The 25,768-nt window shown below is 71.0% G+C and carries 23 protein-coding genes and 2 pseudogenes; 5 read left to right on the forward strand and 20 right to left on the reverse strand.

The window, feature by feature from the left end; all coding sequences use genetic code 11:
* Positions 1-255 precede the first annotated feature (255 nt).
* The gene (locus ACIBBA_RS23195) at positions 256-2,733 is read right to left on the reverse strand and encodes a M14 family metallopeptidase (RefSeq protein WP_396700053.1); all 2,478 of its coding nucleotides are present in this window, start codon (positions 2,731-2,733) and stop codon (positions 256-258) included.
* Between the two features lie 280 nt (positions 2,734-3,013).
* Positions 3,014-3,976 (reverse strand): NAD(P)H-dependent flavin oxidoreductase, encoded by a 963-nt coding sequence (locus ACIBBA_RS23200; protein WP_396700054.1) that lies wholly within the window; start codon positions 3,974-3,976, stop codon positions 3,014-3,016.
* Positions 3,977-4,204: 228 nt separating this feature from the next.
* Here ACIBBA_RS23200 and ACIBBA_RS23205 point away from each other — a divergent pair.
* A pseudogene (locus ACIBBA_RS23205) lies at positions 4,205-4,576 on the forward strand (ADP-ribosylation/crystallin J1); the annotation flags it as partial.
* A gap of 510 nt (positions 4,577-5,086) precedes the next feature.
* Here the strand turns inward: ACIBBA_RS23205 and ACIBBA_RS23210 are convergent.
* Positions 5,087-5,596: an RrF2 family transcriptional regulator gene (locus tag ACIBBA_RS23210; protein WP_396700055.1), complete on the reverse strand. Its 510-nt coding sequence runs from the start codon at positions 5,594-5,596 to the stop codon at positions 5,087-5,089.
* 131 nt (positions 5,597-5,727) lie between these two features.
* Between ACIBBA_RS23210 and ACIBBA_RS23215 the strand changes: the two genes are divergently transcribed.
* The gene (locus tag ACIBBA_RS23215; RefSeq protein ID WP_396700056.1) at positions 5,728-6,468 is read left to right on the forward strand and encodes an SDR family oxidoreductase; all 741 of its coding nucleotides are present in this window, start codon (positions 5,728-5,730) and stop codon (positions 6,466-6,468) included.
* 68 nt (positions 6,469-6,536) lie between these two features.
* Here ACIBBA_RS23215 and ACIBBA_RS23220 read toward each other — a convergent pair whose 3' ends face one another.
* The 4 genes from ACIBBA_RS23220 to ACIBBA_RS23235 all read right to left on the reverse strand — a co-directional run bounded on the left by ACIBBA_RS23220 (position 6,537) and on the right by ACIBBA_RS23235 (position 8,607).
* Positions 6,537-7,001, reverse strand: a complete 465-nt coding sequence (locus ACIBBA_RS23220; RefSeq protein WP_396700057.1) for a hypothetical protein — start codon at positions 6,999-7,001, stop codon at positions 6,537-6,539.
* Positions 7,002-7,028: 27 nt separating this feature from the next.
* A complete protein-coding gene (locus tag ACIBBA_RS23225; protein WP_396700058.1) occupies positions 7,029-7,193 on the reverse strand; it encodes a hypothetical protein in 165 nt (54 codons plus the stop codon).
* A gap of 58 nt (positions 7,194-7,251) precedes the next feature.
* Positions 7,252-8,043 (reverse strand): N-acetyltransferase, encoded by a 792-nt coding sequence (locus ACIBBA_RS23230; RefSeq protein ID WP_396700059.1) that lies wholly within the window; start codon positions 8,041-8,043, stop codon positions 7,252-7,254.
* 204 nt (positions 8,044-8,247) lie between these two features.
* A complete protein-coding gene (locus ACIBBA_RS23235) occupies positions 8,248-8,607 on the reverse strand; it encodes a cupin domain-containing protein (protein ID WP_396700061.1) in 360 nt (119 codons plus the stop codon).
* 29 nt (positions 8,608-8,636) lie between these two features.
* Here ACIBBA_RS23235 and ACIBBA_RS23240 point away from each other — a divergent pair.
* Positions 8,637-9,285 (forward strand): annotated as a pseudogene (locus ACIBBA_RS23240) (HAD family hydrolase).
* Between the two features lie 107 nt (positions 9,286-9,392).
* Here the strand turns inward: ACIBBA_RS23240 and ACIBBA_RS23245 are convergent.
* Complete coding sequence (locus ACIBBA_RS23245) at positions 9,393-12,248, reverse strand: glycosyl hydrolase (RefSeq protein WP_396700062.1); 2,856 nt, start codon at positions 12,246-12,248, stop codon at positions 9,393-9,395.
* 293 nt (positions 12,249-12,541) lie between these two features.
* Positions 12,542-12,835: a hypothetical protein gene (locus tag ACIBBA_RS23250; protein WP_396700063.1), complete on the reverse strand. Its 294-nt coding sequence runs from the start codon at positions 12,833-12,835 to the stop codon at positions 12,542-12,544.
* Between the two features lie 217 nt (positions 12,836-13,052).
* On the opposite strand from ACIBBA_RS23250, the gene ACIBBA_RS23255 reads away from it, so the two are divergent.
* Positions 13,053-13,721, forward strand: coding sequence for a DUF998 domain-containing protein (locus ACIBBA_RS23255; protein ID WP_396700064.1), 669 nt, complete (start codon positions 13,053-13,055; stop codon positions 13,719-13,721).
* Positions 13,722-13,773: 52 nt separating this feature from the next.
* Here ACIBBA_RS23255 and ACIBBA_RS23260 read toward each other — a convergent pair whose 3' ends face one another.
* From ACIBBA_RS23260 to pgsB, 5 genes are all read right to left on the reverse strand, one after another.
* Positions 13,774-14,115, reverse strand: coding sequence for a VOC family protein (locus ACIBBA_RS23260; RefSeq protein WP_396700065.1), 342 nt, complete (start codon positions 14,113-14,115; stop codon positions 13,774-13,776).
* A gap of 82 nt (positions 14,116-14,197) precedes the next feature.
* Positions 14,198-15,373 carry a CapA family protein gene (locus tag ACIBBA_RS23265; RefSeq protein ID WP_396700066.1) on the reverse strand — a complete coding sequence of 392 codons (1,176 nt, stop codon included), beginning with the start codon at positions 15,371-15,373 and terminating at the stop codon, positions 14,198-14,200.
* Positions 15,374-15,387: 14 nt separating this feature from the next.
* The gene (locus ACIBBA_RS23270; protein WP_396700067.1) at positions 15,388-16,443 is read right to left on the reverse strand and encodes an NlpC/P60 family protein; all 1,056 of its coding nucleotides are present in this window, start codon (positions 16,441-16,443) and stop codon (positions 15,388-15,390) included.
* Positions 16,443-16,907 (reverse strand): poly-gamma-glutamate biosynthesis protein PgsC/CapC, encoded by a 465-nt coding sequence (locus ACIBBA_RS23275; protein WP_396700068.1) that lies wholly within the window; start codon positions 16,905-16,907, stop codon positions 16,443-16,445. The genes ACIBBA_RS23270 and ACIBBA_RS23275 overlap by 1 nt, the downstream gene beginning before the upstream one ends.
* 14 nt (positions 16,908-16,921) lie before the next feature.
* On the reverse strand, positions 16,922-18,325 hold the full coding sequence (gene pgsB / locus ACIBBA_RS23280) for a poly-gamma-glutamate synthase PgsB (protein WP_396700069.1): 1,404 nt from the start codon (positions 18,323-18,325) through the stop codon (positions 16,922-16,924).
* A gap of 553 nt (positions 18,326-18,878) precedes the next feature.
* On the opposite strand from pgsB, the gene ACIBBA_RS23285 reads away from it, so the two are divergent.
* Complete coding sequence (locus tag ACIBBA_RS23285; RefSeq protein ID WP_396700070.1) at positions 18,879-19,319, forward strand: DUF1801 domain-containing protein; 441 nt, start codon at positions 18,879-18,881, stop codon at positions 19,317-19,319.
* A gap of 32 nt (positions 19,320-19,351) precedes the next feature.
* On the opposite strand, the gene ACIBBA_RS23290 is transcribed toward ACIBBA_RS23285, so the two are convergent.
* The 6 genes from ACIBBA_RS23290 to ACIBBA_RS23315 all read right to left on the reverse strand — a co-directional run bounded on the left by ACIBBA_RS23290 (position 19,352) and on the right by ACIBBA_RS23315 (position 25,767).
* Positions 19,352-19,849 (reverse strand): DUF2231 domain-containing protein, encoded by a 498-nt coding sequence (locus ACIBBA_RS23290; RefSeq protein WP_396700071.1) that lies wholly within the window; start codon positions 19,847-19,849, stop codon positions 19,352-19,354.
* 139 nt (positions 19,850-19,988) lie between these two features.
* Entirely contained in the window at positions 19,989-20,912 is a 924-nt protein-coding gene (locus ACIBBA_RS23295) for a hypothetical protein (RefSeq protein ID WP_396700072.1), read from the reverse strand.
* The gene (locus ACIBBA_RS23300; protein ID WP_396700073.1) at positions 20,909-23,395 is read right to left on the reverse strand and encodes an Hsp70 family protein; all 2,487 of its coding nucleotides are present in this window, start codon (positions 23,393-23,395) and stop codon (positions 20,909-20,911) included. Before ACIBBA_RS23300 ends, ACIBBA_RS23295 begins: the two co-directional genes overlap by 4 nt.
* Positions 23,388-23,924, reverse strand: a complete 537-nt coding sequence (locus ACIBBA_RS23305; RefSeq protein WP_396700074.1) for a hypothetical protein — start codon at positions 23,922-23,924, stop codon at positions 23,388-23,390. Before ACIBBA_RS23305 ends, ACIBBA_RS23300 begins: the two co-directional genes overlap by 8 nt.
* Positions 23,921-24,985: a protein kinase gene (locus tag ACIBBA_RS23310; RefSeq protein ID WP_396700075.1), complete on the reverse strand. Its 1,065-nt coding sequence runs from the start codon at positions 24,983-24,985 to the stop codon at positions 23,921-23,923. The genes ACIBBA_RS23305 and ACIBBA_RS23310 overlap by 4 nt, the downstream gene beginning before the upstream one ends.
* On the reverse strand, positions 24,982-25,767 hold the full coding sequence (locus ACIBBA_RS23315; RefSeq protein ID WP_396700076.1) for an FHA domain-containing protein: 786 nt from the start codon (positions 25,765-25,767) through the stop codon (positions 24,982-24,984). The genes ACIBBA_RS23310 and ACIBBA_RS23315 overlap by 4 nt, the downstream gene beginning before the upstream one ends.
* Position 25,768 lies beyond the last annotated feature (1 nt).

Here is a 25,768-nt window from a genome sequence, read left to right on the forward strand (position 1 = left end):
CCCCCGCGCCCCCCCCCCGCCCCCCCCCCCCCCCCGGGGGGGGCCCCCCCCCCCCCCCCCCCCCCGGGGGGGGGGCGGGGGCCCCCCCCCCCCCCTCCGCCGACGCGCTCGGATCTCGCGAAAGTCCGATCCGGCGACGGCTGCCTCCGCCGAAAGTAAGAGGGCGAGGGTGTCAGTGGGGCATCCGCGATCATTGCCTCGTCAGTGCGGGCGGAACCCGACCGACGAGGCAATGATCAGCGGCGTGGCGCGCGACTACCGCTTGATGGTGATCGTCGCCTTGCGGTAGTTGTTGCGCTTGTCGTTCTTCGTCGGGTCGTAGTTCTGCTCGATGTTGCCGGCGCTGTCGACCGAGAACCAGTGGAACGTCGTTGTCTCGGTCACGTGGAACACCTGACCCGGCTCACGGAACTCGGTCGCCGCGTAGCGGGGCGACTCGAGCGTGGGCCGGCTGCCGTCCGTCGTGTAGTAGATGGTCGCCGGCTCGCTCGTCTCGAAGCGCACGTCGACGGGCGCGGAGTATTTCCCGCCACCGGGGACGAGCGAGGACTTCGGGTCCTTCTTGTCCCTGCCCCAGTCCGCCGCGACCCGGAACATCTCCATGATGCCGTTGGCGTACTCCATCGTCTCGGCGTGGCCGCTGACGAGGTTCGGATCCCCGACCCACGCCGGCTGGAACGAGCCGCCCTGCCAGTTGCCGGTGGCCGGGTTGTAGACCGAGCCGCCGACCTCCCAGCCGAAGGCGTAGATCCCGTACGTGTGGTACAGGTCCTCGCGTACGTTGCCCGCCGACGAGTAGAGGACGTCCGACGAGCCGCCCACGTTCTCCGGCGTGACAACGGTCTCCCGGTGCGCCTTGACCTGCGACAGGATCCGGGCGGCCGACTGCCAGTAGAACGCCTCGTCACCCAACGGCGGGCGCGGCGTGGTGATCCGCCCGTCCGCGATGTAGGCGCCGGGCTGCCAGAAGAGCTGGCCGCCGTTGGAGTGCACCGACATCATGAACTTGATGTTCGAGTACTTCTCGACCAGCCAGATGATGTTCTTCGACTCAGGCTCCGACAGCTCCGCCGGTCCCTGGTAGGTGTCGCTGACGCAGCTGGTCGACGCGCCCGCGTAGCCGTCATGGCCCGACCCGACCCGGTAGTTCCGGTTCAGGTCGACGCCCCAGGAGTTGCGCCGCGCCGGATCGGCGTTCTCGTCCGGGCAGTGGTTCGTCATGTTCCGGCGCTGCGAGGCGAAGTTGTAGAAGCTGTAGTTCGCCCCGTCGGGGTTGTTGGAGAGGATGAAGAAGACGTCGGTGTTGTTGACGATCTCCTTCGTCTCCCGGTCCGACCGGTAGTTGTGCACCAGACGCTCGGCCGACTCCAGGCTGGTCGTCGCCGGCACCCACTCGCGGGCGTGGTCCTGCGCCTGGATCAGCACGCCGGGCTTGCTGCCGTCGCGGTGCTTGCCGATCCGCAGCACGGGAATGGTGGCCGGGCCACGCGGCACCTCGCCCTCCGGAGCGCCGGCGCGCTTCTGGTCGAGGAAGTCGGTCAGCGCCACCGGGCCGGACGTCGGTACGACGACGCCGGTGCCCGCGTTCGTGCGGTACGGGTGCGCCCGGCCGATCAGACCCTGGGACTGGCTCTCCAGCGCCGCCGCCACCTGGGCGGCCGTGCTGGCGAGCCCACCGGAGGCGTCCTTCGCGAGCAGAACCCGGACCGCCTTGCCCGCCACCTCGACCGAGAGAGGAAGGTCCGCGCCCGGCCGGTCCACGAACTCGACGGTGATGTCGTTGCCACCCTCGTGGCCCCACGCCGCCGAGCTGACGACGACGGCGGCCTGCCCGGTGCCGCCGATGGTGGCCTGCGCGTTGCGCTGGTAGCCGTTCGTCTGGTTCGGCAGGTAGACGATTTCGGCGATGTCCGGGTACTGGCGGGCGATCTCCTCGGCGCGGCTGTAGAGCTGCTGCGGATGCCGGTAGCCGTCGACGAAGTCCCACTTGTAGGCCGGGTCGGCCGTCAGTGGCGGCGCGCCGTCCTCGAGCCAGTTGGAGACGTCGCCGGTGGCGACGCCGCCGGTCGAACTAGTGACCCGGATCTGGTTCGGTCGCGCGTCGAGCTTGAACAGGTTCCGGTGGAACATGTACTGCCCGGAGTCGACGAACCGGCTCATCGTCCGGGCGAAGCCGAACGAGGTGCCGCGGCCCGAGTCGTTCTCGAGCTGCATCTCGACGACCGGGTCCGCCTGCTGCCCTTCGGTGGTCCGTGCCTCCACGTAGAGGAAGCCCTGGCCCTTCGTGGTGAACCAGTCGGCGCGGACGACCCGTACGGTCTTCTCGTGGCTCAGCGGCTGGACCGTCTGCGTGCGCCGGGACTGGAATCCGCCGTCGGCCTCCTCGTTCCAGGCGAAGCCCTCGTCGTCGCCGAGGATGTCGACGCCCATTGCCTCGAGTTCGGTGAGCTGGGCGGCGGTCACCACCGCCTCACCTTCGATGCCGGTCGGCACGCGCTTCAGGCCGTGCTCCAGGTCGAAGCCGGCGGCGGCCACCTTGTCCAGCAGGTCGGCGCCGGCCAGGTGGATGCGGACGAGCCGTACCTGCTCCTGGTCCTCAAGGGCGGATCGCCCCGAACCCGCCTTGGCTGTCGACCCCGCGGGCTCCGCGCCCGCGGGCGCGGTCGCCACGAGGACGCTGCCCGCCAGGGCGGACACTGCGAGAAGCGCGATGCGCAGTTGTCTGCGTCGCATTCCCCCTCCTTCTGCTTGCGGCGTGTGGTTGACGTGGTGGCCGGTCCGTGCGGGGATGGGACCGGTCCACTCAGGACTGCCGTGCTGAGCCCGCCCACCTGAGCCTGGGCACCACAGTGGTCGCCGCGGAAAGGATCGGGGGAGCCGTGAGCGGGCTGGGTGCGGTGAGCGTATGTGCATTCATGACATTGATGGGACGGGCCGGCGGGATTTGAGCATTCCTTGAGGCAGCCCCGCCATGCCGCGTCGCTGGGCATCCGGGGCGTCGAGGCCGCCCCCGTCAGCGCCTTCCGGCCCTGGACAGGGCCTCCTCCGCCTGGGCGGCCAGAGTGGTGACGAGGTCGGCCGCGGACGGCAGGTCGGTGATGAGGTCGACGGCCTCCCCGGCCCAGACCGGCAGCGGCGGTATGACGCTCCGCGCCAGGTCGTCCTGGTAATCCCGGCTCGCCTGCGGGTCGCCGGCCAACTCGGCCTCGCGGCCGCGCCACCGGTCGAGGTAGGGGTGGCCGAGGGTGCGGGCGGTGTACTTCGACTGCCACCGGGAGCCGCGGACGATGTCCAGCACGCTGCTGCGCTCGGTGTCCTGCCCTCGTCCTTCGACGATCGCCTTGCTGATCGCGGGGTCGACCAGAGCCTCGACGGTTGCCTGGAATCGGGTGCCGATCAACGCTCCGCTCGCGCCCAGCGCCAGGGCGGCGGCCACGCCGCGACCGTCGGCGATGCCACCGGCCGCCAGCACCGGCGTCGGCGCCGCGAGATCCACCACGACGGGTACGAACGGCAACGTGGACCGCCCGCGTCGGGCCCCGTGGCCACCGGCTTCGGTGCCCTGCGCCACGATGACGTCGGCGCCCAGGTCCACGGCCTGCCTCGCCTCCTCCAGGTCCGTGACCTGAACGATCAGGACCGCCCCGGCCTGACGGACAGGTGCCACGAACGGGCTCGGGTCGCCGAAGGAGAACATGACCGCTCTGGGTCCGTACTCCAGGGCACGCTCGACCGCGCCGACATCGATCGCCCAGGTCAGGAAACCGACGCCCCACGGTTGGTCGGTGCCCGACGCGACGATCGGGAGTTCGCGATCCAGCCACTCCCGGTCCCCGTCCGCGGCGCCCAGCATCCCGAGCCCACCGCCCCGAGAGACGGCCGCGGCCAGCGCGCCGCCGGCCGACCCGCCCATCGGCGCCAGCGCGATCGGATGCCGCACGCCGAACAACTCCGTGAACTCCGTCGACAACGCCATACCGCATCATCGCCCCGGTGCCGACGGTCCGGACAGCCCGGACCGCGCACTACCAGTAGTAGGTCTGCCCAGGATGCCGGCACGGATGAAAATTTCTTCGGTGCCCTTGGCGCTTGAGGCCCGGCCCACAGCGAACTCACCGTCGACCGCGCCGATTAACCCGCGCGGAGCGTTCGGTTCCGATGCGACCAGAATGTTGGACGCGTGGCTCGCCACGACCGCAGGACCATGACGATTGGCGGGGAGCAGACCATCGACAACTCCGACACGATCACCCTGTGGCGGCCCACCGGGCAGGCCGAACTCGACCTCGTGGCGGCGTCGGGGTGGCGGGCTTGGCCACCACGCCTGCCGGACCAGCCGATCTTCTACCCCGTACTGAACCGCTGGTACGCCACGAAGATCGCCCGCGACTGGAACGTCCCCGCCGAGGGTGTCGGCTACGTAACCCGGTTCGACGTCCAGCGTTCACACCTGGACCGTTACGAGGTCCATCAGGCCGGTGGCCGGGACGTGCTGGAGTACTGGATCCCCGCCGAGGAGCTTGCCGACCTCAACGCCCACATCGTCGGCGCGATCATCGAGGAAGCCGAGTACCGCGGCCCGGTGAACGACCAGGAGTTCACGGACGCCGACAAGGCCCTGGGCCGAGCTCTGCCGGCCGCGTGGCGCACCTATCTGCAGGGTGAGTCGCGGTTCCGGCGAGGCTGGATGACCAGCGGAGCCTACGTCTGGCTCAATTCGCCACGCGAGATGCTGGAGCTGCATGACGCATGGGACGAAGCCACCGACGCACACCCCGGCATCGCGATCATCGGCGGTGACGGCTCCCGTGAACAGCTCGTGCTCGACCTGCGCAGCGACCCCGCACCGGTGCTGCTGGTCGACATCACGAGCAGCGGATGGGACAGCGCCATCCGGCAAGCCGACGATGTGAGCCAACTCGTCGACCGAATCGAGGCGGGCACGTTCGAGTTCGACTTCGAGGATTAGCAGAGTTCGGAGAGAAGGGGCGCGCGGACCTCGCGTCAGGTGCGGGTGCCTCGCTGACCGCCAGCCGTTGGATGCGACTGGGCCCTCAACTCCAGGAGGAATGACGCGCTTGCGCGTCTACCTGCGCTCGGCAGCTGCGGTGTCGCTGTCGCTCGGTCCGCTGAGCCAGCCGCGGATGCCGGCGAGCGCGGTAGGGCCGTAGTCCTCGTCGACACCGGCGGCGAGGTCCGCGATCGAGACCGCCTGCAGGGCGGCTCGCCAGGCGGCCTCGGCGCCGGCCATCGCGCGGGCAATGGGACAGGGCCGCGTGCAAACCTCCTGCGCTGCTCCCAGGGGGCCGCGCTGGCGGATCTCGGTGCACACGAACGCGGGCTGGGCGCCGTCGACGGCGGCGACCACGTCGAGGATGGTGATCAGCTCGGGCGCCCTGGTCAGGACGTATCCGCCCGCCTTGCCCTGCACGGAGGTCACCAGGCCGGCGCGGGAGAGTGCCTGTAGCTGCTTGGCCAGGTAGCTGGCCGAGACGTCGTGCAGTTCGGCGAGCCGGGCAGCCGGCACGGGTTGCGTCGCCGTGGTCAGCACCACGCAGCAGTGCAGTGCCCACTCGACCCCGCCTGACAGCTTCATCCGACCCCCCGCCTTGACTCGGACACAGACTATCCGACTATTGTCTCGGACAAGAAGTGTCCGAGTTCGGAGCCATCCGTCCTCGACGAAGTCGGCGTGCCTCGGCGGCACGTTGTAGGAAGGTGGGAGTCATGAAGTTCACAGTCATCGGCGGTACCGGCCTGATCGGCTCGCAGGTGGTCCAGCGGCTGACCGCGGCCGGGCACGAGGCGGTCCCTGCGGCGCCGTCGACCGGCGTCGACCTGCTCACCGGCGACGGCCTGGACCAGGCGCTGGAGGGCGCCCAGGTCGTGGTCAATGTGGCGAACTCGCCGACCTTCGACGAGGCGTCCCTGGACTTCTTCCGGACCACCATGGGCAACCTGCTGGCGGCCGGGGAGCGTGCCGGGGTCGGGCACCAGGTGATCCTCTCGATCGTGGGTGTGGATCAGGTGCCCCTGCTCGACTACTACCGGGCCAAGGCCCTCCAGGAGGAACTGCTCCGGCAGGGCCCCACGCCGTACTCGATCGTGCGTGCCACCCAGTTCTTCGAGTTCGTCAACGCGATCATGTCCTGGACCTCGGACGAGACCACCGTCCGCCTGCCCGCCACCCCGGTCCAGCCGATGGCCGCCGCCGACGTCGCCGCCGCGGTCGTCGACGTCGCCACCGGCGCGCCGCTGGGCGGCATCCGTAACGTCGCCGGCCCGGACGTCTACGCCCTCGACGACCTCGGAAGGCTCACCCTGGCGGCGCAGCAGGACAACCGCACCGTCGTCACCGACGACAGCGCCGGCATGTTCGCGGCCGTCTCCGGCGACGTGCTCATCGCCGGCCCGGACGCACACCTGGCCCCGACGCACTACCAGGACTGGATGAAGTCCGCCCGCTAGCCACGAGCACGGAGTTCTCCCGTCGGCTCCTCCCTTGCCAGGGCGCGGGGGAGGAGCGAGCAGGGTTGCTACCCGGCCGGTGCTCGGGTGCGCCGTGCGGTCGCGGCGGCGAGGACTGCGCAGGCGGCGGTGATCAGCGCCAGGCCGGCCGCGGTCGGGTTGACGTAGCCGGGCACGGACGATGTGACGTACGTGCCGCCACTGTCGAGATGGCACTCGAAACGGATGGGTAGGAAGCTGACGTCGTACCCGTCGACCTGGCTCGCCAGCCTCGGCCCGGCTTCCCGGCACGGTGCGATCGGAAAGGCGCCGGCGCCGCCGTCCTCCGCCTGCATCACCGCGAAGCCGACGTGAAGCATCCCCCACGCGTACGCGGCAACGGCGCCCGCACCGGCGAGGAGCGCCGCCGCTCGCAGCCAACCCGGCCGGGAGCGCGCGTTCCTTCGGAACACCGCGACGAGCCCACAAACGGCGAGGACCGCCGCGGTGGCGGCTCCGCCCAGGGAGGCGACGAGCAGCACGAGAAACAGCACGGTGACGTCCTCAACCTCGTGCGACGGCTACCTGCCGCGTCGAGCGGTCCGCACCCCGAACACGATCGCGCCGACGACGAGCGCCGCGCCCAGGAGCTGGAGGCCCGGTGAGTCGTCGGCACCCCCGTACACGACAGCGGCGACGCCGAGCGCGACGCCGAGGAGGGTGACGATGCCGAGGATGTACTTCATCGGGTCTCCTTCAAGAGGCCGAGCCACGTATCGAGTCTCGCTCGCAACCTATCGACTGTCAATAGATTCGGCGATCCCGTACGGGAGGGTCGGCGGCCCGGTGGCACTGCAGCGGGTGCCGCACCCAGACATTCGGCTCGACGTAGACGGCGTGGTCGTGCGCCACATCGCAGTGCACCGGCACCAGGGCGCCCGGCACGTGGACCGGCCCGCTGGTGTCGAACGGCAGACCGGTCCAGCGCCGCCAGTCGGCGAGCGTTCCGCTGATCATCATCGACCGCGGCGCGATCCGCTCGATGCGCCCACCCGCCCGGACATGTACCCGCAGCCACGGGTCGACCGGCAGGCCGTCCGCGCGGACCTGCGTCGCGTACTCGGTCATCGGCAGGTCCGGCTGGCTGTGCTTGCCGCTCGGCCGGACCGGGGCGACCAGCGTGTCGTAGCCCAGCTTGGCGACGGCCTGCCGCATCGCGGTGAGCATCAGCGCGGAGAGGCCGCCCCCGCGCCGATCGGGTCGGATGCAGATCTCCAGCGCCGAGACGATGTTCAGCTCGGCCCCGCTCAGCCGGTCGATGGTGGCCCGCTGGATCACCCGGTCCCAGCCGCCGTCGGGCAGCTCCGACTCCGTCCAACGAAACGGCACGGCGTACGCCCGGGCGACGGCGCGTCCCGGCTCGTCGGAGTCGACGGCGGCGAAGACGAACTCGGGGTACAGGTCGTGGGCGACGTTGTAGTACACCGCACCCATCGGGTCCCAGAGCATGAACGGCGGCCACGCCCCGTCGAAGTCGTCGTCGAGCAGCGGGGCGAGATCCGGGCGGTCCGCCAGGCTCGCGATGTCGAGGGTCACGGCGCGTACCGTAGAGGGCCGAGCCGCCGGCGTGCACGCCATATTCCGACCGCGGCTCGATACGCCCGTCATGCCTGACCCGTGGGCGGCGGTACGGGCGCTCCCGCCGCCGGTGTCTCCGGGCGGCAGCAGCTCAACGGCGTCTCCGAGGACGACCCGATCCGGGCGTACGACTGACGCGGGGGAGGGCCCGGGGTGAACGCGCTAGAGCGTTCGGCGCTCGGCGGTCAGCTCGCTGGGGGTGTCACCGGTGTTGACGGTCTCGCTCGGCTCGATCAGCACGACGTCGGCTCCGTCGACGGAGACCGGCTGGTGCGGCACTCCGCGCGGGACCACATACATCTGCCCGGGCCCGAGGGTCACGTCGCCGGAGTCCATCCGGATGGTCAGTGATCCGCGCAGGACGAGGAAGAACTCGTCCGTGTCTGGATGGCTGTGCCGGGTGAACTCACCTCTGGTCTTGACCACCCTCACGTCGTAGTCGTTCAGCAGGGCAACGGTGCGAGGTGACCATGGCTCGTCAAAGCTCGACAGGGCTTCGGCGAGGTCAACGGGAGTGTTCATGTAGCCATCCTGCACCCTATGCTGCGCTGGTGTTCAAGCCGATTGAACTGGTGATCTTTGATTGCGACGGGGTACTGGTCGACAGCGAACGCATCGCCGTGCGTGTCCAGGTCGCCCTGGGAGCGGAGCTTGGCTGGCCGCTGACCGAGGTCGAGGTCGTCGACCGGTTCATCGGGCGCTCCCGCCTCCATCCGTGATCAGATCGCCGCGCAGCTGGGCCAGGAGGTGGCGGGCAGTTGGTCGGAGCGGTTTGAGCAGCTCCACCGGGAGGCGGTGGACGCCGCACTGGCGCCCGTCGAAGGGCTGCCCGAAGCGCTCGACGCGATCGTCCTGCCGACCTGCGTCGCCTCCAGTGGCTCGCACGAGAAGATGCGCCACACCCTCGGCCGCACCGGCCTCTACGAACGTTTCGCGGACCGCATCTTCAGCGCCAGCGAGGTTTCGCACGGCAAGCCGGCTCCCGATCTGTTTCTGCATGCCGCGCGGCGGATGGGTGTCGACCCCGCCGCGTGTGTGGTCGTCGAAGACAGCCGGCCTGGTGTGCAGGCAGCGCGCGCTGCCGGGATGCGGGCCTTCGGCTATGCCGGCGGACTGACCCGGGCCGAGCAGCTCGAAGGCCCCGACACCGTTGTCTTTGACGACATGCGCAAACTGCCCAGTCTCATCGCCGAGCAGTAGTCACTGTCTGACTGCGGAGCGCTGCGGTGGCCGGCGGCGGTCAACCGTGACCCGGTGCCAGCCGCCGCCGGTCGAACCTCGACCGGCGGCGGCGTGGGCGGGGTTGATCAGGAGTACGGAAGGCGAAGCACCGACTGGTTGCCGATGCCAAGGGTGCTGGGGTTGTTGCCGATCGCCGACCAGACCTCCACCCGGACGGTGCCGTTGCTGAGCGCGCCCAACGTGCCGGTGGCCGACGCCAGGCCCGCGCTCTGCGTGTAGTGCTCGTAGCCGGGGACCGGATCGGTGGCGAAGTAGCGCAGAGTCTCCACCCGTTCCCAACTGCCGTTGCCGGTCAGGTCGTAGGAGACCCGCACCTGCACACCGTTGCCGACCGCCGTGCCGGCGTCCACGAACAGGTCGAACGCTGTCTGCCCGCCGGCGTAGGCGAGGTTGAGGCCGGTCGCCGTGAAGACCTGCGGGTTGGTCGGCGTACCGTCGTGGTTTCCGTTGGCCGCCGCGACCGTCGTCGTGGCCGCGCCGCCGGCGGCGCCCAGCCCACCACCGGGCAGCAGGTACCGCGTCGGCGAGCCCGAAGGCGGCGGGTCGGTCGGCGGCGGGTCGGTGCCGGGAGGTGTGCCGCCCGTCGCGCTTCCGCCGCTCCAGGTGTACGCCCCGGTGGTGGCCGTCCGTCCGGCCGGCACCGCGAGCGTCGTGCCGTTGGAGAACGTCACCGTGACCGGGCTCGCGGTCGGGTTCGACGCGACGTAAGTGCGCGCCCCGTTGCGGGAGAAGACCGCGGTCAGCGGATGGTTGGCGGTCACCGTGGTGTCGACGGTGCCCAGCGCCGCGAGGTTGCGGATCCAGTGGAAGGTGTGTGCCCGGCTCTCTCCCTCCTCGGGGGTGTATCCGGGGTTCGCGCGCAGGTTCGCCAGCGCCGCGGCTCCGTCGCCGAGGGCCTGGAACTGCCACAGGATGTCCTGCCACACCGTCGGTGGCCCGCCGTTGTTGCGGACCAGTTCGGCGTAGTTGGTCCGTACGTACGCCGGGTTGTTGCCCAGGTAGAGGTGTCCACCGGTGACCGGCAGCAGGTTGATGCCCTGGATCATCTCCGGTTCGCCGCTGAACCAGGTGGCGTAAGCGCCGCCGTCGCCCCAGACCATGCCGACCGTCGAGTGCCCGAAGGCGGCGGGGAAGTTCTGGTCGCTGGCGTCGAACCAGTACTCCTGGATCGCCGCGGCCTGGGTGGTGTAGAGGAAGATGCCGGCGTCCCGCACGGCGGCGTTGCCGGTCACCTGGCCCCACTGGATCAGGGCGTTGGCGAAGTTCATCCCCTCCGACGAGGACTCCTGGTTGTTGCCGGAGCCGAACGAGCCGTGCCCGGACGCCCAGTCGTGGCCAGCGTAGATGTCGAAGTCGCGCAGGTAGGGGAAGCGGGTGTCGTCGCGGCGGTAGTTGTTGGCGTCGCGGATCAGCAGGTCCACCATGCCGCCGTAGCGGCTGGTGGCGGCCCACGCCGGGTCGAACTTGGCCAGCGTCGCGGCGGCGGCGATGAAGTAGCCGTAGTGGAAGTGGTGGTCGTTGAGTTCCTGGTCGGAGCCGTACGACGCCGGGTAGCCGATCAGGGTGCCCCAGTTGTTGTCGTAGTAGAAGAGCTTCGAGGTCTTGCCGGTCGACGCGGTGAACCAGTCGGTGAGCGTGCTGCGGATCGCGTTCAGCGCGCTGTCCCGGGTCGCGGTGTCGTTGACCAGGTCGGCCACCTCGGCGAGGCGGGCGGCCCGGCCGAGTCCCTTGCCCGTCCAGTACGTGTCGTTGCCGCGCTGGTCCATCGGGTTCGCCCGCGCGGCGGCCAGGTGGCCGTTGAGCGTCGCCAGGTCGGCGCCGCTGCCGTCGCCGACGGCCGGAAGCTCCGGCAGGACGCCCTGGAACTTCATGGCGGTGCGGAACTGGTTGACGCCGGTGAGCACCCTCATCCGGCCCCGCGCCGACGGGTAGGTCGGAGTGATCGCGGTGGAGCCGGACAGCGACTTCCACTGGTGCGGGTAGAGGCTGACCACGGTCTGTGTGGCGGTGCCCTCCCGGGCCGTCGTGGTGAACGCGTACGTGGTGGTGAGCCCGCTGGTCGCCGGGTCGTAGGCGTACGAGACCTGGGTGCCGGTGACGTGGGCGTGCGCGTACCGGCCGTAGGTCGTGGCCAGTTCGGCGCGCTCCGCGGTGGTCGTCGTCGGCGGTAGCAGGGCGACGGAGAAGTAACCGCGGCCGGCCAGGGTGGAGGAGATGCGCCCGGCGCTGACCGTCCAACTGGCGCCGCTGGGGGCGTACGCGACGTAGTCGTGGCCGTTGACCCGGAAGCCGACGGTGGCGCCGCTGTTGGACCAGACGTCGGCGGTGCCGCTCGTGTTGATCACCGCGTCGCCACCGCTGGTCTGGAAGTACGCGAAGGGCAGGCCGTGGCCGATGGTGGCGCGCATGGTCCGCGCTCCGTCGCTCCAGTACGGGCTGACCGTCCAGTCGGTCCAGCCGTCCACCCTGACCTGAGGCGCGCCGAGCCCGGCAACGCCGACCCGGATGTCCTGGACGTACGGGTAGTGGTACTCCCCGACGCCGGTCGCGGTGCCGCTGATCGCGGGTGTGGAGTTGGCCGAGAATCCGAGGCCGTCGCCGAACGTGTCGTACGAGATCGGATGCGCGTGCAGGGGCTCGCTGAAGGAGCAGTCGGTTCGCTTCCAGAGCAGCGAGGACCACCAGTCGTTGGTGGGTATCGCACCGGCGGGCGCGTTGGCGGTGGCGAACTGCCGGGGGTTGGTCGTCATCTGGCCGCAGCCGGTGGGCAGCGGGCCGACCGGGGTGGTGGTGTAACTGCCGGCGCCGACGGGGGCGGCCTCGGCGGGACGGGTGACGGCGATCGCGAGGCCGCTGACGACCAGGGCCAGTGTGGTGGTGACGGCCAGGGCCCATCGGCGGTGGGGGACGGGAGGTTTCATGCTGCCTCCATCGCGCGCCGGGAGACCGGCATTGCCGGCTCCGACACGTTCGTCTGAAGTGGGGGAGAAGGTCCGGTGAGAGAGCGCTCTCTCAGTCCGGCACGGTAGTCGAGCCCCTAGATCTCCGTCAATGTGTCCAGCCGGTTGCGTGCTGATGTCGCCACATCGGTGCCTCACCGGCTCGGCTTCGGCGATGTGTCGGCGAGCGAGATACCCCTGAGGCATATTGGTGCCTCAGGGGTATCGGTGATCGGTCTGCGCCTCGCCGCCCGGGCGGTCCCGGGCGCGCGGGGTCAGGCGGCCGAAGCGGTTGCCCCCGACTCGCGTCGCGCGCTCGCCGTGGCGCGGCGGGCCGCCGGCGTCGCCGAGGCGCCGGGCCAGCCGGTGGGGGAGTCCTGCGTGGCCGGTGGCGTCGCGCCGGCGGTGGCGCCGCCCTGTGCCAGGTGCAGCGCGCGTTGGGCGTTGTCCCAGGCCGGGCACGGCCAGGGCTCGCCGGCGCAGGCCAGGTTGCGGCAGCCGTCCGCACCGTCCGGCTCGTGGGCGTCGGCCACCTGAAGAGCGAGCTTCCACAGCAGTGGGTCGCTCACTTCGTCGGGACGGTCTGTGGCGCTGGCGGGCGTACGGCTGGCGTCGGACATGGTGATCCCCCCTCAGGAACAGTGCCGCCCTACCTTCACCGCTCCGGGCCGCCGCTAAACCCGCACGTCAGGACTACCGGAAACTTTTTCCGCCGACGCTGTCGATCCGATCGGACCTCGTTCGTCGTTCCGGCAGAGCCCGAAAGCCGTCCTGAAAGGTGCGCCGATGACCTCCTCCATCACGTCTTCCGACCGGACCCTGTCGACCCGGGGCGACCGGACCCGGTACCTCCTGACCTGCGGCGCGATCGCCGGGGTCGTCTTTCCCGCCCTGTCGTTCGGGCAGGCCCTCAGCCGTCCCGGGTTCGACCTGCGCCGGCACGCTCTGAGCTCGCTCACCCTCGGCGAGCTCGGCTGGCTGCAGACCATGGCGTTCGCGGTCACCGGCCTGCTGGCGATCGCCTTCGCGGTTGGCCTGCGTCAGGCGCTGCGCCCGGGTCGGGCCGGCACGGTGGGCCCGGTGCTGGTCGGCGTCTACGGGGTGGCGATGATCGGCGGCGGATTCTTCGTCCCCGACCCCGGCTACGGCTGGCCGCCCGGCGCACCGGACGGGCTACCCGAGCAGGCGAGCACGGGCAGCATGCTGCACGTGGTCTGCGGCGCCGCGGCGTTCCTGTCGCTGATCGCGGCCGGTCTGATCTTCGCCCGGCGCTTCGCCGGCCAGGGCCGCCGCGGGTGGGCCGCCTACAGCGGCGTGAGCGGCGTCGTCGCGTTCGCGCTCACCGCGTTGCCGTGGAGCGAGGAGAGCGCGAGCGTTCGCTTCGCCGTCGGAGCGGTGATCATCTCCGGTTGGCTCATCGCCGTCTCCTACCAGGTGCGGGCCGAGTCGACCTGATCGGCGCGCGTGGCGATCCGGCACGGCAGCCGGACGGCCGCCGCCGCGCCGATCAGAGCGGACCGCCGCCGAACCCGATCTCGTTGCCGTCGGGATCACGGAAGGTGGCCTTCCGGACTCCGTTCGAGTAGGTCTCCCGCTTCGCGGGCTCCAGACCCCGCCCGGCGATGCCGGCCAGGCGGTCGTCGAAATCGTCGATGAAGAGGGTGTGCATGGCGTGGCCGGCGTGCTCGGGCAGGTGTTCGATGTACACCGACCGGTGCTCGGCGATCTCCCACACGGCCTCGGTATCGTTCGGCACGAACGTCGGCGGTGAGCCGAGCAGCCGCTCGTACCAGGCCAGCGCCGCCGGGTAGTCGCTGACGGGGATTCCTGCGAACAGGTCGACGGCCATGGCGTCATCCTAGGGGCGTAGCGCGCCGGGCCCGGCGTGGCAGGACCGGTCGGCGGCCGCCGGTGCGCCGACCGGTGGGGGATCAGCGGACGATGTGCAGCCCTGCCGCCACCGCGCCCCGTTGATCCAGATAGCTGGTGATCCGGTCGATGGCCGCCGTGTAATGCGTGCGTCGGCGGTCGAGGCGCGGCATCGACTCGATGGCGGCGGCGAGATCCACGACGCGGATGGTGGGCTTCAACGACAGCCAGATGGGCGTGGCCTGGACCTGGGTGATCTTCCACCGGTGGTTCGGCTGCTCGGTGAAGGTGAACATGGCGATGACGCCCTCCCGGTTGGCGTCGACCGGGAAGTCGTGCCGGGCCAGGGTGTTGCCGACGCCGTACGCGATCCACTTGTCGCCGACCTTCTCGAAGGGCTGCACGACATGGGCGTGGTGGCCGATGATCAGGTCGATGTTGGGGTCGGCGATCAGCTGCCGCGCCCAGAACAACTGCTCGCCACTGGGTTCGTGGACAAGCTCGGTGCCCCAGTGGGCGGAGAGCACGATGATCTGCGCACCTGCCCTGCGGGTCGCGGCGGCAGCAGCCTTGATCGCCTTCACGTCGATGCGGTTGGCGATCCACTCCTTGCCCGCCGGCGGCTTCAGCCCGTTGAAGTGCATGGCGTAGGACAGGTGCCCGACCTTGACGCCGTTCACGTTGTAGATCGTCGGCCGGGCCCGCGCGGCGGCGCTGCGGAAGGTGCCGGTGTGGCCGAGGCCAGCCGCGTCGAGCGCGTCGAGGTTGTCGTAGACACCCTTCTCACCCTGGTCCAGCGCATGGTTGCTGGACGTCGAGCAGGTGTCGTAGCCGGCGGTCTTCACAGCGGCGGCGAGGTCGGTGGGCGCGCGGAACCGCGGGAAGTCCTGCGGGCTGCCGGGACCCATCGGTCCTTCCATGTGACAGATGGCCAGGTCAGCGGCCGAGACGACGGGCTGGATGTCGGCGAACATCGGGTCGAAGTCGTACCCGTCCCGGTTGGCCTGCTTCGCGTCCGCCCGGGCCTGCTGCCAGGTCGGCGGATGGACCAGGATGTCGCCGGATCCGGCGATGGTGATCTGCCGTGGCCCACCCGACGGGGCGGGTGCGGCGGTCTGGCCGGCCGGGCGGGTTTCGGTCGTCGCCAGGCGGTCGCGAAGAACATCGCCGCGAAGCGCGAAGACGATGCCGGGCGAGAGTACGAGCGCGACGATGAGGACGATGCGGACAGCACGCATGATCGTTCCTAGTCCTAGAGACGGATGACCCGGCGCAGCCGCTCGCCGAAGTAGCCGGAGTCGACGACACCGTCGCCCCGGACGTCGCCGAAGGTGGGGCCGTCGACGGTGCCGCGGGAGGACACGAACCGCATGCCGCCGTCCTGGTCCTTGCCGAGGTAGATCCCGGAGTGGGTGATGAGACCCGGGTCGTCGTGCAGCGCGAAGAACACCAGATCGCCGGGCTGCATCGCCGAAAGGTTGGTGGGCGCCCGGCTCGGGCTGCGTCCGGCGGCGATGAGCACCGAGCGGGCGTAGGAGGCCATGCTCGACGCGGTGCGGGGCAGACCGTTGACGGTGGTGTTGACCGGCGCGTTGAACAGCGGGATGCCGAACCGGTAGCCGTAGATCAGCCTGAGATAGCCCGAGCAGTCCAGGTCACGGTCCCACCGCTTGGACGGTTTCGCCCGGCCGCTGTCGCTGAACTTCCACGGAATCTCGAGGTAGTCGTAGAAGTCGGCGCCGTCGCGCTCGTCGGCGCTGTGCACGTACCCGAATCCGGCGTCACCGATGTAGCGGACCCCGTCGTCGTTGACCCCGTCGGGTGCGTCGGGCAGGTACTGCATGGCGGCGGCGAGCACGTCGACCGGTGGGTTCTTCGCCTCGATCTGCTCGAGCAGCCAGCTGGCGAACTTCTCGTCCAGGTCGTGCTCCGCCTGCCAGGCCCGAGGAGCAACCCGCACCCAGGACGTCGAGTCGATCACCGCGGGCGTGGTGGACGGTTCGGTGAACTGGCGCGGCGGTCCGGCGACGACGACGGTACGGGCGCCGGCGGTCAGGGTGGCCACCACCGCCTGGTCGCTGCGCCGGCGTACCTCGGTGCGCTCCGGACGGGTCCGCTCGACCAGCTCGTACTGCTGGGTCAGGCGCTCGACGTCGTTGCGGTAGCCGCGGGCGGACTGGGTCGGCCCGGCCCAGCCGGAGCCGGGCGTGCCCGCCGGGCCGCTGTCGAAGAGCTTGACGACGACCGTGCCGGCGACGAGCACGACCGCGACCGCCACGACGGCGAGGATGACCCGTTGCCTGCGCATCAGAGCGAGATCATCAGTAGGGCGGCACCGGCGGTGCCGGCGCTGACCACGCCCGTGGCGGCGAGGGTCTGCAACGCTCGCGGGCGCACCAGCTGATAGGTCATCAGCCCGGGAATGATGAACGACAGCGTGTCCCCGCCGAACAGGTACGGGAAGCGCACGTGCAGCAGCACGAACGAGGTCACCGACATGAAGGAGGAGGCCAGCACCGCCACGGCGAAGAGCCGCTTGCCGTAGAGGATCGTGACGCGCTGCAGCACCTTCATGATGGCCACCGTGACCGCGGTGATCGCCACGATGGTGATGAGGCTGCGAGCGTCCTGCAATGCGGTGAGCACCAGACAGCCGGGCACCATCAGCCCGGCCGGCGCGACGTTGGTGACGAGGTAGCCGACGAGCCCGAACAGCAACCCCGCGGCGATGACCACGGCGCTGAGTTCGGAGGACAGGTCGAACGTGGGCATGACGGTTCCTTCGCTCATGGCCGGGCCCCGCGACGGTCGGCGTGCAGAACGGCGATCCGGGCGGTGTTGAGCACGGCGGTGGCGGTCAGGTCCGCGCGGGACAGCACGACCGTCGCGTCCATGTCGACCGGAGCCCTGCTTTCCGCCGCCGCCGGCTTGCGCGCGCTGTCCAGCTTGTAGATGCGCTCCAGCGTCAGCGAAAGCTCGTCGAACGGCGCCGCCGCGGTGGCCGCGACCGTGACGGAGTGCAGCGCCTCCAGGAGTTCCTCGCCGCGCCCGTGGATGTTGCCGATCATGAGCAGGGCGGTGCCGGTCTCGCCGGCACCGAGCTTGTCGACGATGGCGTCGCGCAGCTCGGCCCCCTTGCGCTGCTCACCGTCGAGATCGACCACCCGGTCGCGCCACTCGTCCGGGATCAGGTGCAGGGCGCTGCGGGTGGGGGAGCCGATGAGGAAGACCCGGGTCGGCTTGATCTCCGGGATGATGCCGCCCATCTGGCCGTTGCGCTCGATCCGGTCGGGCCGGCAGTTGATCACCACGGCGACCCGGTCGCCGATCAGCCTCCGCTCCCGGAGCAGGTTGATGTTCATCAGGGTCGAGGCCGGGTCGTTGGCGGCGAACAGGTTGACCGCGGCGAACCGCCGCCCGTTGTGGGCGCAGGCGTCCACCCGCAGGACGCCGGGGTCGGGGTCGGCCTGCCACATCCCCTTCAGCGCGGTGGCCCGGTCCACGCCGCACAGCTCGGCGACGGCCAGCGCGATCGCCACGTTCTCCTTGAAGGTGATCCATCGGAAGCGGCGCATCTCCGCGTCGGTGACCGTGTCCGGGTCGACGGCGATGAGGGTGCACTGGCGGCGGTCGGCCTCCTCGCGCAGGATGTGCAGCCGGTCCCGCTCCGCGGTCACCACGGTGCCTCGGTGGGGCATCGAGCGGCTCAGCGAGCGCGCCACGTCATCGAGTGTCGGGCCCATCTCGTCCAGATGGTCCTCCCGGACGTTGCTGATCACGACGATGCCGCCGTCGATGAGCAGCTCCTGGTTCACCTGCTGCAGCTCAGGCAGGACCGCCATGCACTCCACGACCAGGGTGTCCGCACCCGCGTGCACGGCCCGCCGGACCACACCGATCTGCTCGATGACGTTGACCCCACCCCGGCCGCGGCGGATCGGTACCTCCCGACCTCCCGGGTAGATGAGTCGGGCGGCGGTGCCGGTGGTCTTGGCGAACACGGTCCGCCGCTGGTCCGCTCGCAGGGCGCCGGCGATGAGTCGGGTCACCGACGACTTGCCTCGGATGCCGTTGACCACGATCCGCGTCGGCAGCTGCGCCAACTGGCGGCGGTGGCGTGCGCGCTCCACCACCAGATGGACGAGCAGGAGCGCGACGCAGATGCCGAGCAGCCACAGGGGCCCTGTCACCGGCGTCATCGGCACGGACTCGTCGAGGGCAGGCTGCCGCCAGGCATGGTCGTTCTCCGTCTCGGAAGCGCGAGGGGTGGATGCAGAGGCGGCCGGCCGTCGGCGAGCAGGAGCGGGCCGGTACGTGACCGGGCCGCCAGGCCAGGTGTGGACCAGGTCGCGGGGTCGGGTGGGGTCAGTTCCTCCGTCCAGGGGCGCCGGCACGGCCGAGCGGCAGACGACCAGTGAATCTTCCACACGTTGTGGCGCTGCCGTCGGCGCCCGAATGCGGCCGGCCCCGGCGCGACTGGGTGGATCGCCGGGATCGCGAAGCCGGTTTTTCCATCGCCTGACGGATTCGACGCGCCTGCGGCGCACCGTTCGGCGAGGGTGATCCTGCCCGGTCAGGCCAGATCAACAGCCGGGTCGTCCGCCGACTGCCGACCGATCGTGGGGCCAGGTGGACCCGCACGCACGCTTGAAACTCACCGCCCGTCTCCTACCGTGACGGGCCCGTCACCGACCTTCGGCGTGGGCTCGGCTTCTCGTCGTACCCGCGTGCGAGCATCACGTCGTGGCCACCTCGAAGCAGCCGGTGACGGTCCCGACCGACGTCAACGTCGACGATTTCCTGGCCGCGGTCGCCGACGACCGCCGCCGGGCCGACGCGCAGCGGCTCCGCGCCATCATGGGCGAGGTGACCGGCGAGCCGGCGGCGATGTGGGGTCCGAGCATCGTCGGCTTCGGCAGCTACCACTACACCTACGAGAGCGGCCGTTCGGGCGACGCGCCGCTGGTGGGCTTCTCGCCGCGCAAGCAGCAGCTCGTCGTCTACCTGGTGGGTGGGTTCGAGGAACGCTACGGCGCGGTGCTCGCCCGGCTCGGTTCGCACAGGACCGGCAAGGGGTGTCTCTACCTCAAGCGCCTCGACGACGTCGACCAGAGCGCGCTGCGCGAACTCCTCGACCGCACGATGCGGGTGCACAAGGGTGTCGACCGGGCCAGCAAACGCTGAACCAGCGGGCCGGCGCAAGCCGGACCCCTGGGTTATTGCCCCGTCCAGACCGCCTTTGCGCCGGAGTCGCCGGTGCGGATCACGTAGTAGAGAGCGAGCCCGCCGGCCACCAGCGACAGCACCTGCAACGACAGGGTCAACGCCCGACTGGACCCGACCCCACCGGCGGTGCTCGTCGCGGCCCGCGGTGCGACGAACCACACCAGCGCCAGCGCCACGACCGCCAGCCCGGCCGTGGCGTAGAGCGTCAGGTTGCCGAACTGCTGATGGGCCTCCAGCTTCGGCATGAAGTCGGGGCTGACCGCGTTGGCGCCGCGCAGGCGGGCGAAGAAGGCGTCACCGGAGAGCTTCGCGAACAACGCGGCGACCGGCGCGCCGAGCGCGAGCAGCCCCAGCACCCAGCGGGTGTGCGGACGGATCGGCGGGATGAACGCGTAGCCGATCGCCAGCAGGGCCAGCAGCGGCACGAAGACGACGGCGGCGTGGAGGATCAGCGGGTGGGCGGGGATGCCCATGAACTCCTCGAACATCGGCGTCTCCTCCGGCGGTGACAGGGTGGATCATTTACGGTCAAGCATGGACGCTATAGGTACCGGCCGGGCGTGTCAGCCCCCGAAGTTGCGCCCACAGTGTTCGGGCATGCCACCGCCCCCGACGTAGCGGCGCCGCTCAGGTTGGGGTGAGGACGAGGCTGGCCGTACGGTTGCGGGCGGCCTGCTTGAACGGACCCTCCGACTGGTCGGCGGATCTGAGGGTGAACGCGGTCAGTGGCAGATCACCGGCCTCGGCGAGCTCCCGCGCGGTCACCCGGGCTCGGCTCAACGCCGTGCCGGACCCACCGCTGGAAAGCCCGCCGGGGACGGGCACGCTGTGCCCCACGACGGTGATGGGCACGTCGAGGTCGCGCAGCCGCCGGCCGACGTCGGCGAGCAGCGCCGCGCCGTCGATGGTCAGGCGGGCGTCCCGGCTGAACAGGCCCTCGCGGAAGTAGACCTCGACCGCGCCGGCACGGCGCTTCACGATGACACCGGGCATCGTGAGGCGCCGGCTGATCACGTCGAGCCGGGCAGCCAGCCGCTGCGCGGAGGCGGCCCGTTCAGCCTCGATCTGTGCCAGCCGGCGGGCCAACTCCTCGGCGCGGGGCCCATCCGCAGTCACGGCCCCGGACGGCGACGGCGTGACGGCCGCAGGTGCGTTGGACATCTGCGCGGGCGACCGCACGTCGTCACCGGCCACGGCCACGGTGCCGGCTGCCAGGGCGGCGACGGTGAGCAATCCGCCGGCCACGGCGAGGGGCGCCGGCTGGACGACCGGCCGGGGCCGGCGCTTGCCGGCCAGGATGCCGGTGAGGACCCGCCGGCCTTCGGCGGCGCCCGCGTGGTCAGGGTCGATGGCCTGCACCCGTGCCCAGCAGTCGTCGGCGTCGCGCCAGCGGCCCTGCTGGGCGCGGATCCGGGCGAGCAGGTCGAGGACCGCGGGTTCGTCGGACGACACCGCGATCAGCACCTGAGCGGCGGCGTCCAGTTCACCGCGCCGCGCGGCGGCGGCGGCCCGACTTACCGCCAGGTCGGTGTCGATGGCCGGCGTGCTCATCGGAACGCCAGCCCGATGACCTTGTCCTGCTCCTCGTCCGGGAGCAACCGGACCAACCGGCTGTTGACCGAGTCGAGCGCCCGCTCGTCGTTGGTAGCCAGCGCCTCGCGACCCTCCTGGATCAGCCTCGTCGCCTCGCCGGCGGGCCGCATCCGGCTCTGCTGCTCGCAGAGCCAGTAGAACACCTGAACGGACCAGCCGGGCTGGCGCCGCTGGAGTTCGATGAGGAACGCGGTGACCCGCTCGGTCTCTGACTTGATCCGCGTCGAGTTGCCGCTCTCGATCGCCTCGGTCGCGCGCCGGTCCAGCTCGGCATGCTCCTGTCGATCGGCCGGCTGCCCGGAGCGGGCCACGAGTTCGGCGAGCTCGGCGAGCAGCTCGCGCAGCTCGCGGATCATTGCGGGCCGGTCGGCGGCGTCCTCGATGTCGTCGAGCTGCGCCTGCACCTCACGCAGCCGGTCCTCGGCGGTGGCCGCGGCGCCGATGTCGACGGCAGCGGCGCGCACCTGCTCCCGCGCGGTGGTCAGGGTGCCCTCCGCCGACAACTGCTCCAGCCGCTCGCGTACGTCCGGTGTCTGCGCGGCGTGCGACTGGCGCAGCGTCTCCACCCGACCCTCGACCTCGCCGAGGGTCCGCACGAGGTCGTCCGGCTTCGGCGCCCGTACGTCGTCGAGGTTGATCTCCGCGTCGAACTGGGTCTGGATGAGCGGGACGTCGGCGACCACGGTGACGAGGCTGGAGGCGTCCACCTCGAAGGTCACCTCGACCTCGGTGCCGGCCGGCAGGTCGATCCGTAGATCCACCGGACGGATCTCCAGCATGCCGACCTGCCGGTTCCGGTCGGCACGGCTGCGTTCACCCTGCACGACCGGGATGCGGATCACCGCGTCGGTGTCGGAGCGGCGTAGGGTGCCCGCGGTGCGGAACACCTCGCGCGCCCGGGCCGGCAGCGTCGCACCCTTGCGCAGCAGCGGTGCGAAGGCCCGGTCGGCCAGCTGGATCCCGAGGGAGTGGGTGAGGCGCGCGCCGCCGAACTCGACGTCCCGGTGGGTGATCGACAGCGAGTCTGGAACCACCTTGTGCGGCACGCCGGACGGGTCGGTGAGCTCGACGGTGAAGCGTGAGGCCCGGTGCGCGTCGATGTCGACCTCGGCGACGAAGGCGCCCGCGGCGTTCACCGCGATCCGGCCGGTTCGGAACGGGGGCTGGCCGTCCGGATTGCTGAGCACGATGCCGTATCCCGTCCAGTCGACGGGCGAAGGGGCGTGCAGTCGGCCGGCCACCGTCGGGGTCGTGGTGGTGACGCTCGGCTCGTAGGCCAGTTCGAGGCCGAACTCGCCGGCGGCGGGCTGGTGCGAGGGCGGGTCGGGGTGCCGGACGGTGCTGGCGAAGATCGCGGCGCCGCGGGCGACCACGGTGGTCGGGTCGAGGCTGGTGTCGAGTGCGATGCCGAGACCGTCACGTGGGTCGGCGAGGCGCTCACGGAGGCCGGGGGCGAGGGTCACTCCGCCGACGAGCAGCAGCTTGTCGATGTCGTCCGGTCGCAGCCCGCCGTCGGCCAGCGCCTTGCGGCACAGGTTGATCGCCCGGGCGTAGAACGGTTCCGCGACGCGGTCGAGCTGGTCGCGCCGCAGCGTGTACTCGAACGTCTCGGTGTCGCCGTCGCCAACCGTCAGCTCGACCATCAGGTCGACCGCGTCACGGCGCGAGAGCTGAATCTTGGCATCCTCGGCCGCCCCCTTCAGCTTCGCGAAGTTCCCCCGCCAGGCGGGGTTGTCGCGCCCGAAGTCGGTCAACCCGATCGCCGCCGCGGCCGCCGGGGCGAGGACCCGCTCGACGACCGCCCAGTCGATCAGCTTGCCGCCGAGGTAGGGGTCGCCGGCGTGGTTGAGCACCCGCAGGTCGCCGTCCCGCTTGCTCACCACCGCCGCGTCGAAGGTGCCGCCGCCGAAGTCGAAGACCATCCAGTACGCCCGATCGTCGGCGTCATGGAAGCCGTACGCGAACGCGGCCGCGGTGGGCTCCTGGACCAGCGGGCACGCGGAGCTGAATCCGGCGAGCGCCGCCGCCTCCATCGTCGCCTTGTTCTGGTTCAGGGAGAAGGCCGCCGGCACGGTGATCACGGCGGCGTCCGGTGGGCTGCCGGTGTGGTGCGCGGCGTCGGCCCGCAGCGACTTGAGCACCTCGGCGGAGAGCTGCGGTGGTGTCAGTCTCGTGCCGCCCCTGGTGAAGTCCATGCCGGCGTCGGCGAGGCCCATCTCGAGCTTGAACTCGGCGGCGGCGTTGTCCGGGTCGCTCTCCACCCGCTCGCGCGCCTTGCGACCGACGTGGACCATGCCCGGCTTGGGGATCCACACGGCCGACGGCGTGATGTCCCAACCGTCGTTGTTCTTGATGACAGCGACCGCGCCGCCCTCTTCGACCACCGCGATCGCGCTGTTGGTGGTGCCCAGGTCGATGCCGAAGTCAATGGTGTCACGCATCGTCACTTCTCCTGTCGGGGGATTGGCCAGGGGTACCGACGATCACCTGCCCCATCTGAACCAGGCGGCCGTGCAGGTAGACCGAGGGCCGCACGGTCTCAAGGACGATCTCGCCGGTCAGGGCCGGGTTCTCCTGGTAGACGAGCACTTCGAGCGCCCGGCCGGGGTTGAAGGCGTCACCGTCGTGGTCCTGCACGACCAGGCCGGCGTCGGCCAGTGCTTCGGCGCAGGTACGCAGGTAGCGAGCGGCCTGGCGGTCGCGGGGGGTGGGCCGCTCGCCGGGTGGGGCGAGCTTGCGTTCGGCCCGCCACAGGTTCGTCGCGGCCGTCGCCAGCGCGGCCCCGTCAACCGGGGGTTCTGAAATCGGATCTGGATCTGGCGTCCGACTCGGGGTGGCTGCCCGAGCCTGGGTCAGCAGCTCCTCCAGCTGGACGCGCTGCGGTTCCGTCCACGCGGGAACGGGGATCCGGAACGCCCGGTGGTGCCGGCGCTGGCGTAGCTCCTCGCGCAGCCGGTTCAGCCGAGTCACAACATCACCCCTCGTCGCCACAGGGTCAGCTTGGGCAGGTAACGCGCCCGCAGCTCCGGTGACAGGTTGACCGCCTCCTCCATCAGATCGGCGGCGCGACCGAGCTGGCCCGCGCGCCGGGACAGTTCCAGGGCCTCCGCGGCTAGCTGGAGGGCTCGCGCGCTCGGCGGCGGCGGGTCCACGGCACCGTCGGCGGACGTCACCGCCGCACCACGGTTTCGCCGCCGGTCGCGCAGCTCCGCGGCCAGGACGGCCGCCGAGGCCGGACGGTTTGCCGGCGCGACGTCGAGGGTGGCCAGCACGATCCGGTCCAGGTCCGCGTCCACCTCCGGGTTGTAGCGGCTGGGCGGCAGCGGCGCCCGCGCGAACCGGCTCGGCGAGTACGACGACAGCGGTCCGCTGTCGTCGTAGGGCAGGCGGCTCGTGAGCAGCAGGTACGCCATGGTGCCGACGGACCACACATCGCTCGCCCGGGAGTAGCCCTCGCGCCGTAGCACCTCGGGCGCCATGAAGGCGAAGGTTCCCTGGGCACTGGCGAGCATCGTGAACGGGTCGGCGCGCTTGGCGAGGCCGAAGTCGCTGATCCGGATCCGCATGCCGCTGCCGTCGTAACCGACCAGGATGTTCGCCAGGGTGAGATCCCGGTGCAGGATCGGCGGGTCCTGTTCGTGCGCGACGGTCAACCCGGCGGCGATCTGCTCGGCCACCTCGACGACCAGCTCGACCGGAACTGTGGGGGAGTGGGCGCGGGACAGCCGCTCCAGGCTGCCGCCGGCGACGTACTCCATGGTGAAGAAGCCGCGGACGCCCTTCGCCGTGGGCACGGTGCCGGCGTCGAAGAGGCGGACGATGTTCGGATGCCCGAGGGTGGACAGCAGTCGTGCCTCCTCCAGAAGCGTGCGGGTGTCGTCGAGCGAGGCGACCCGCTTGAAGACCTTCATCGCCTGCCAGCCGAGGAACTCGTGACGCACCCGGTGCACCTCGGCGAACGCGCCCTCGCCGAGCAGCCGGTCCACCACCAGCGTCTCGGTCACCTGGTCGCCGTTGGCGAGCAGCGTCACGAGTCGTCCTTCGCCTCGGCCGGGCGGACGTTGAGCCGGTATCCGATGCCGGTGACCGTCTCCAGGATGCGGGGCGTGGACGGGTCCGCCTCGATGCTGCGGCGCACCGCACGGACCACGCCGGCGAGGTCGGCGCGGGTGTAGGAGCGGCTCGGCGGCCACTCCTCGGGCGGCCCCCACAGCGCGGCGATCAGCTCCTCGTGGCCGCACGCGACCGCCGCGCCGTTGCTGCTGCGACCGACCATGTACCGCAGCAGTTGGTGTCCCTGGGGGCGCAGCCCGCTCACCGGGGTCTCGCCGTCGGTGTCGCAGCGGTACGCGCGCGCCTCCACCCAGTCGTAGCGCACGCTCGGGCCGCGCACGGGCAGCGCCGGTGGCGGCTCGAACGGCGCGGGTTGCGTGGTGTGCGGGTCGAGCAGGGTCAGCTCCCAGTACAGCGGTTCACCGTCCGGCGACATGTCGCCGAGGATCAGCAGCGTGTCGCCGTGGCGCAGGCGGCGGCGGCCGACGAGGCGTTCGCTGCGGCCGCTGAGCGATCGCAGCAGGGTGCCGTTGACGCTCGCGTTGTCGGTCACCGACCAACCCGCGTCGACGACATCCAACGTGCAGTGCAACCGACCCACCCAGCGCTGCGGGTCCGGCTCGAGCAGCACGTCGGGGGTGTGGTCCGGTGCGGTGCGGCCGACCGTGACCGGCCCGTCCGCCAGCTCCACCCCCGTGACGACCCCCTCGGGCGAGCGGACGCGCAACCGCACGGCCCGGTTCGACGACGCGACGCTCATC

Source organism: Micromonospora sp. NPDC051006 (assembly GCF_044456245.1).
Lineage (GTDB): Bacteria > Actinomycetota > Actinomycetes > Mycobacteriales > Micromonosporaceae > Micromonospora.

Excerpts from the sequence above, each read along its gene's own strand:
- ACIBBA_RS23195 (WP_396700053.1), bottom strand. The coding sequence starts at position 2,733 with ATGCGACGCAGACAACTGCGCATCGCGCTTCTCGCAGTGTCCGCCCTG.
- ACIBBA_RS23200 (WP_396700054.1), bottom strand. The coding sequence starts at position 3,976 with ATGGCGTTGTCGACGGAGTTCACGGAGTTGTTCGGCGTGCGGCATCCG.
- ACIBBA_RS23210 (WP_396700055.1), bottom strand. The coding sequence starts at position 5,596 with ATGAAGCTGTCAGGCGGGGTCGAGTGGGCACTGCACTGCTGCGTGGTG.
- ACIBBA_RS23215 (WP_396700056.1), top strand. The coding sequence starts at position 5,728 with ATGAAGTTCACAGTCATCGGCGGTACCGGCCTGATCGGCTCGCAGGTG.
- ACIBBA_RS23225 (WP_396700058.1), bottom strand. The coding sequence starts at position 7,193 with ATGAAGTACATCCTCGGCATCGTCACCCTCCTCGGCGTCGCGCTCGGC.
- ACIBBA_RS23235 (WP_396700061.1), bottom strand. The coding sequence starts at position 8,607 with ATGAACACTCCCGTTGACCTCGCCGAAGCCCTGTCGAGCTTTGACGAG.
- ACIBBA_RS23245 (WP_396700062.1), bottom strand. The coding sequence starts at position 12,248 with ATGAAACCTCCCGTCCCCCACCGCCGATGGGCCCTGGCCGTCACCACC.
- ACIBBA_RS23255 (WP_396700064.1), top strand. The coding sequence starts at position 13,053 with ATGACCTCCTCCATCACGTCTTCCGACCGGACCCTGTCGACCCGGGGC.
- ACIBBA_RS23260 (WP_396700065.1), bottom strand. The coding sequence starts at position 14,115 with ATGGCCGTCGACCTGTTCGCAGGAATCCCCGTCAGCGACTACCCGGCG.
- ACIBBA_RS23265 (WP_396700066.1), bottom strand. The coding sequence starts at position 15,373 with ATGCGTGCTGTCCGCATCGTCCTCATCGTCGCGCTCGTACTCTCGCCC.
- ACIBBA_RS23270 (WP_396700067.1), bottom strand. The coding sequence starts at position 16,443 with ATGCGCAGGCAACGGGTCATCCTCGCCGTCGTGGCGGTCGCGGTCGTG.
- ACIBBA_RS23275 (WP_396700068.1), bottom strand. The coding sequence starts at position 16,907 with ATGCCCACGTTCGACCTGTCCTCCGAACTCAGCGCCGTGGTCATCGCC.
- ACIBBA_RS23290 (WP_396700071.1), bottom strand. The coding sequence starts at position 19,849 with ATGTTCGAGGAGTTCATGGGCATCCCCGCCCACCCGCTGATCCTCCAC.
- ACIBBA_RS23295 (WP_396700072.1), bottom strand. The coding sequence starts at position 20,912 with ATGAGCACGCCGGCCATCGACACCGACCTGGCGGTAAGTCGGGCCGCC.
- ACIBBA_RS23300 (WP_396700073.1), bottom strand. The coding sequence starts at position 23,395 with ATGCGTGACACCATTGACTTCGGCATCGACCTGGGCACCACCAACAGC.
- ACIBBA_RS23315 (WP_396700076.1), bottom strand. The coding sequence starts at position 25,767 with ATGAGCGTCGCGTCGTCGAACCGGGCCGTGCGGTTGCGCGTCCGCTCG.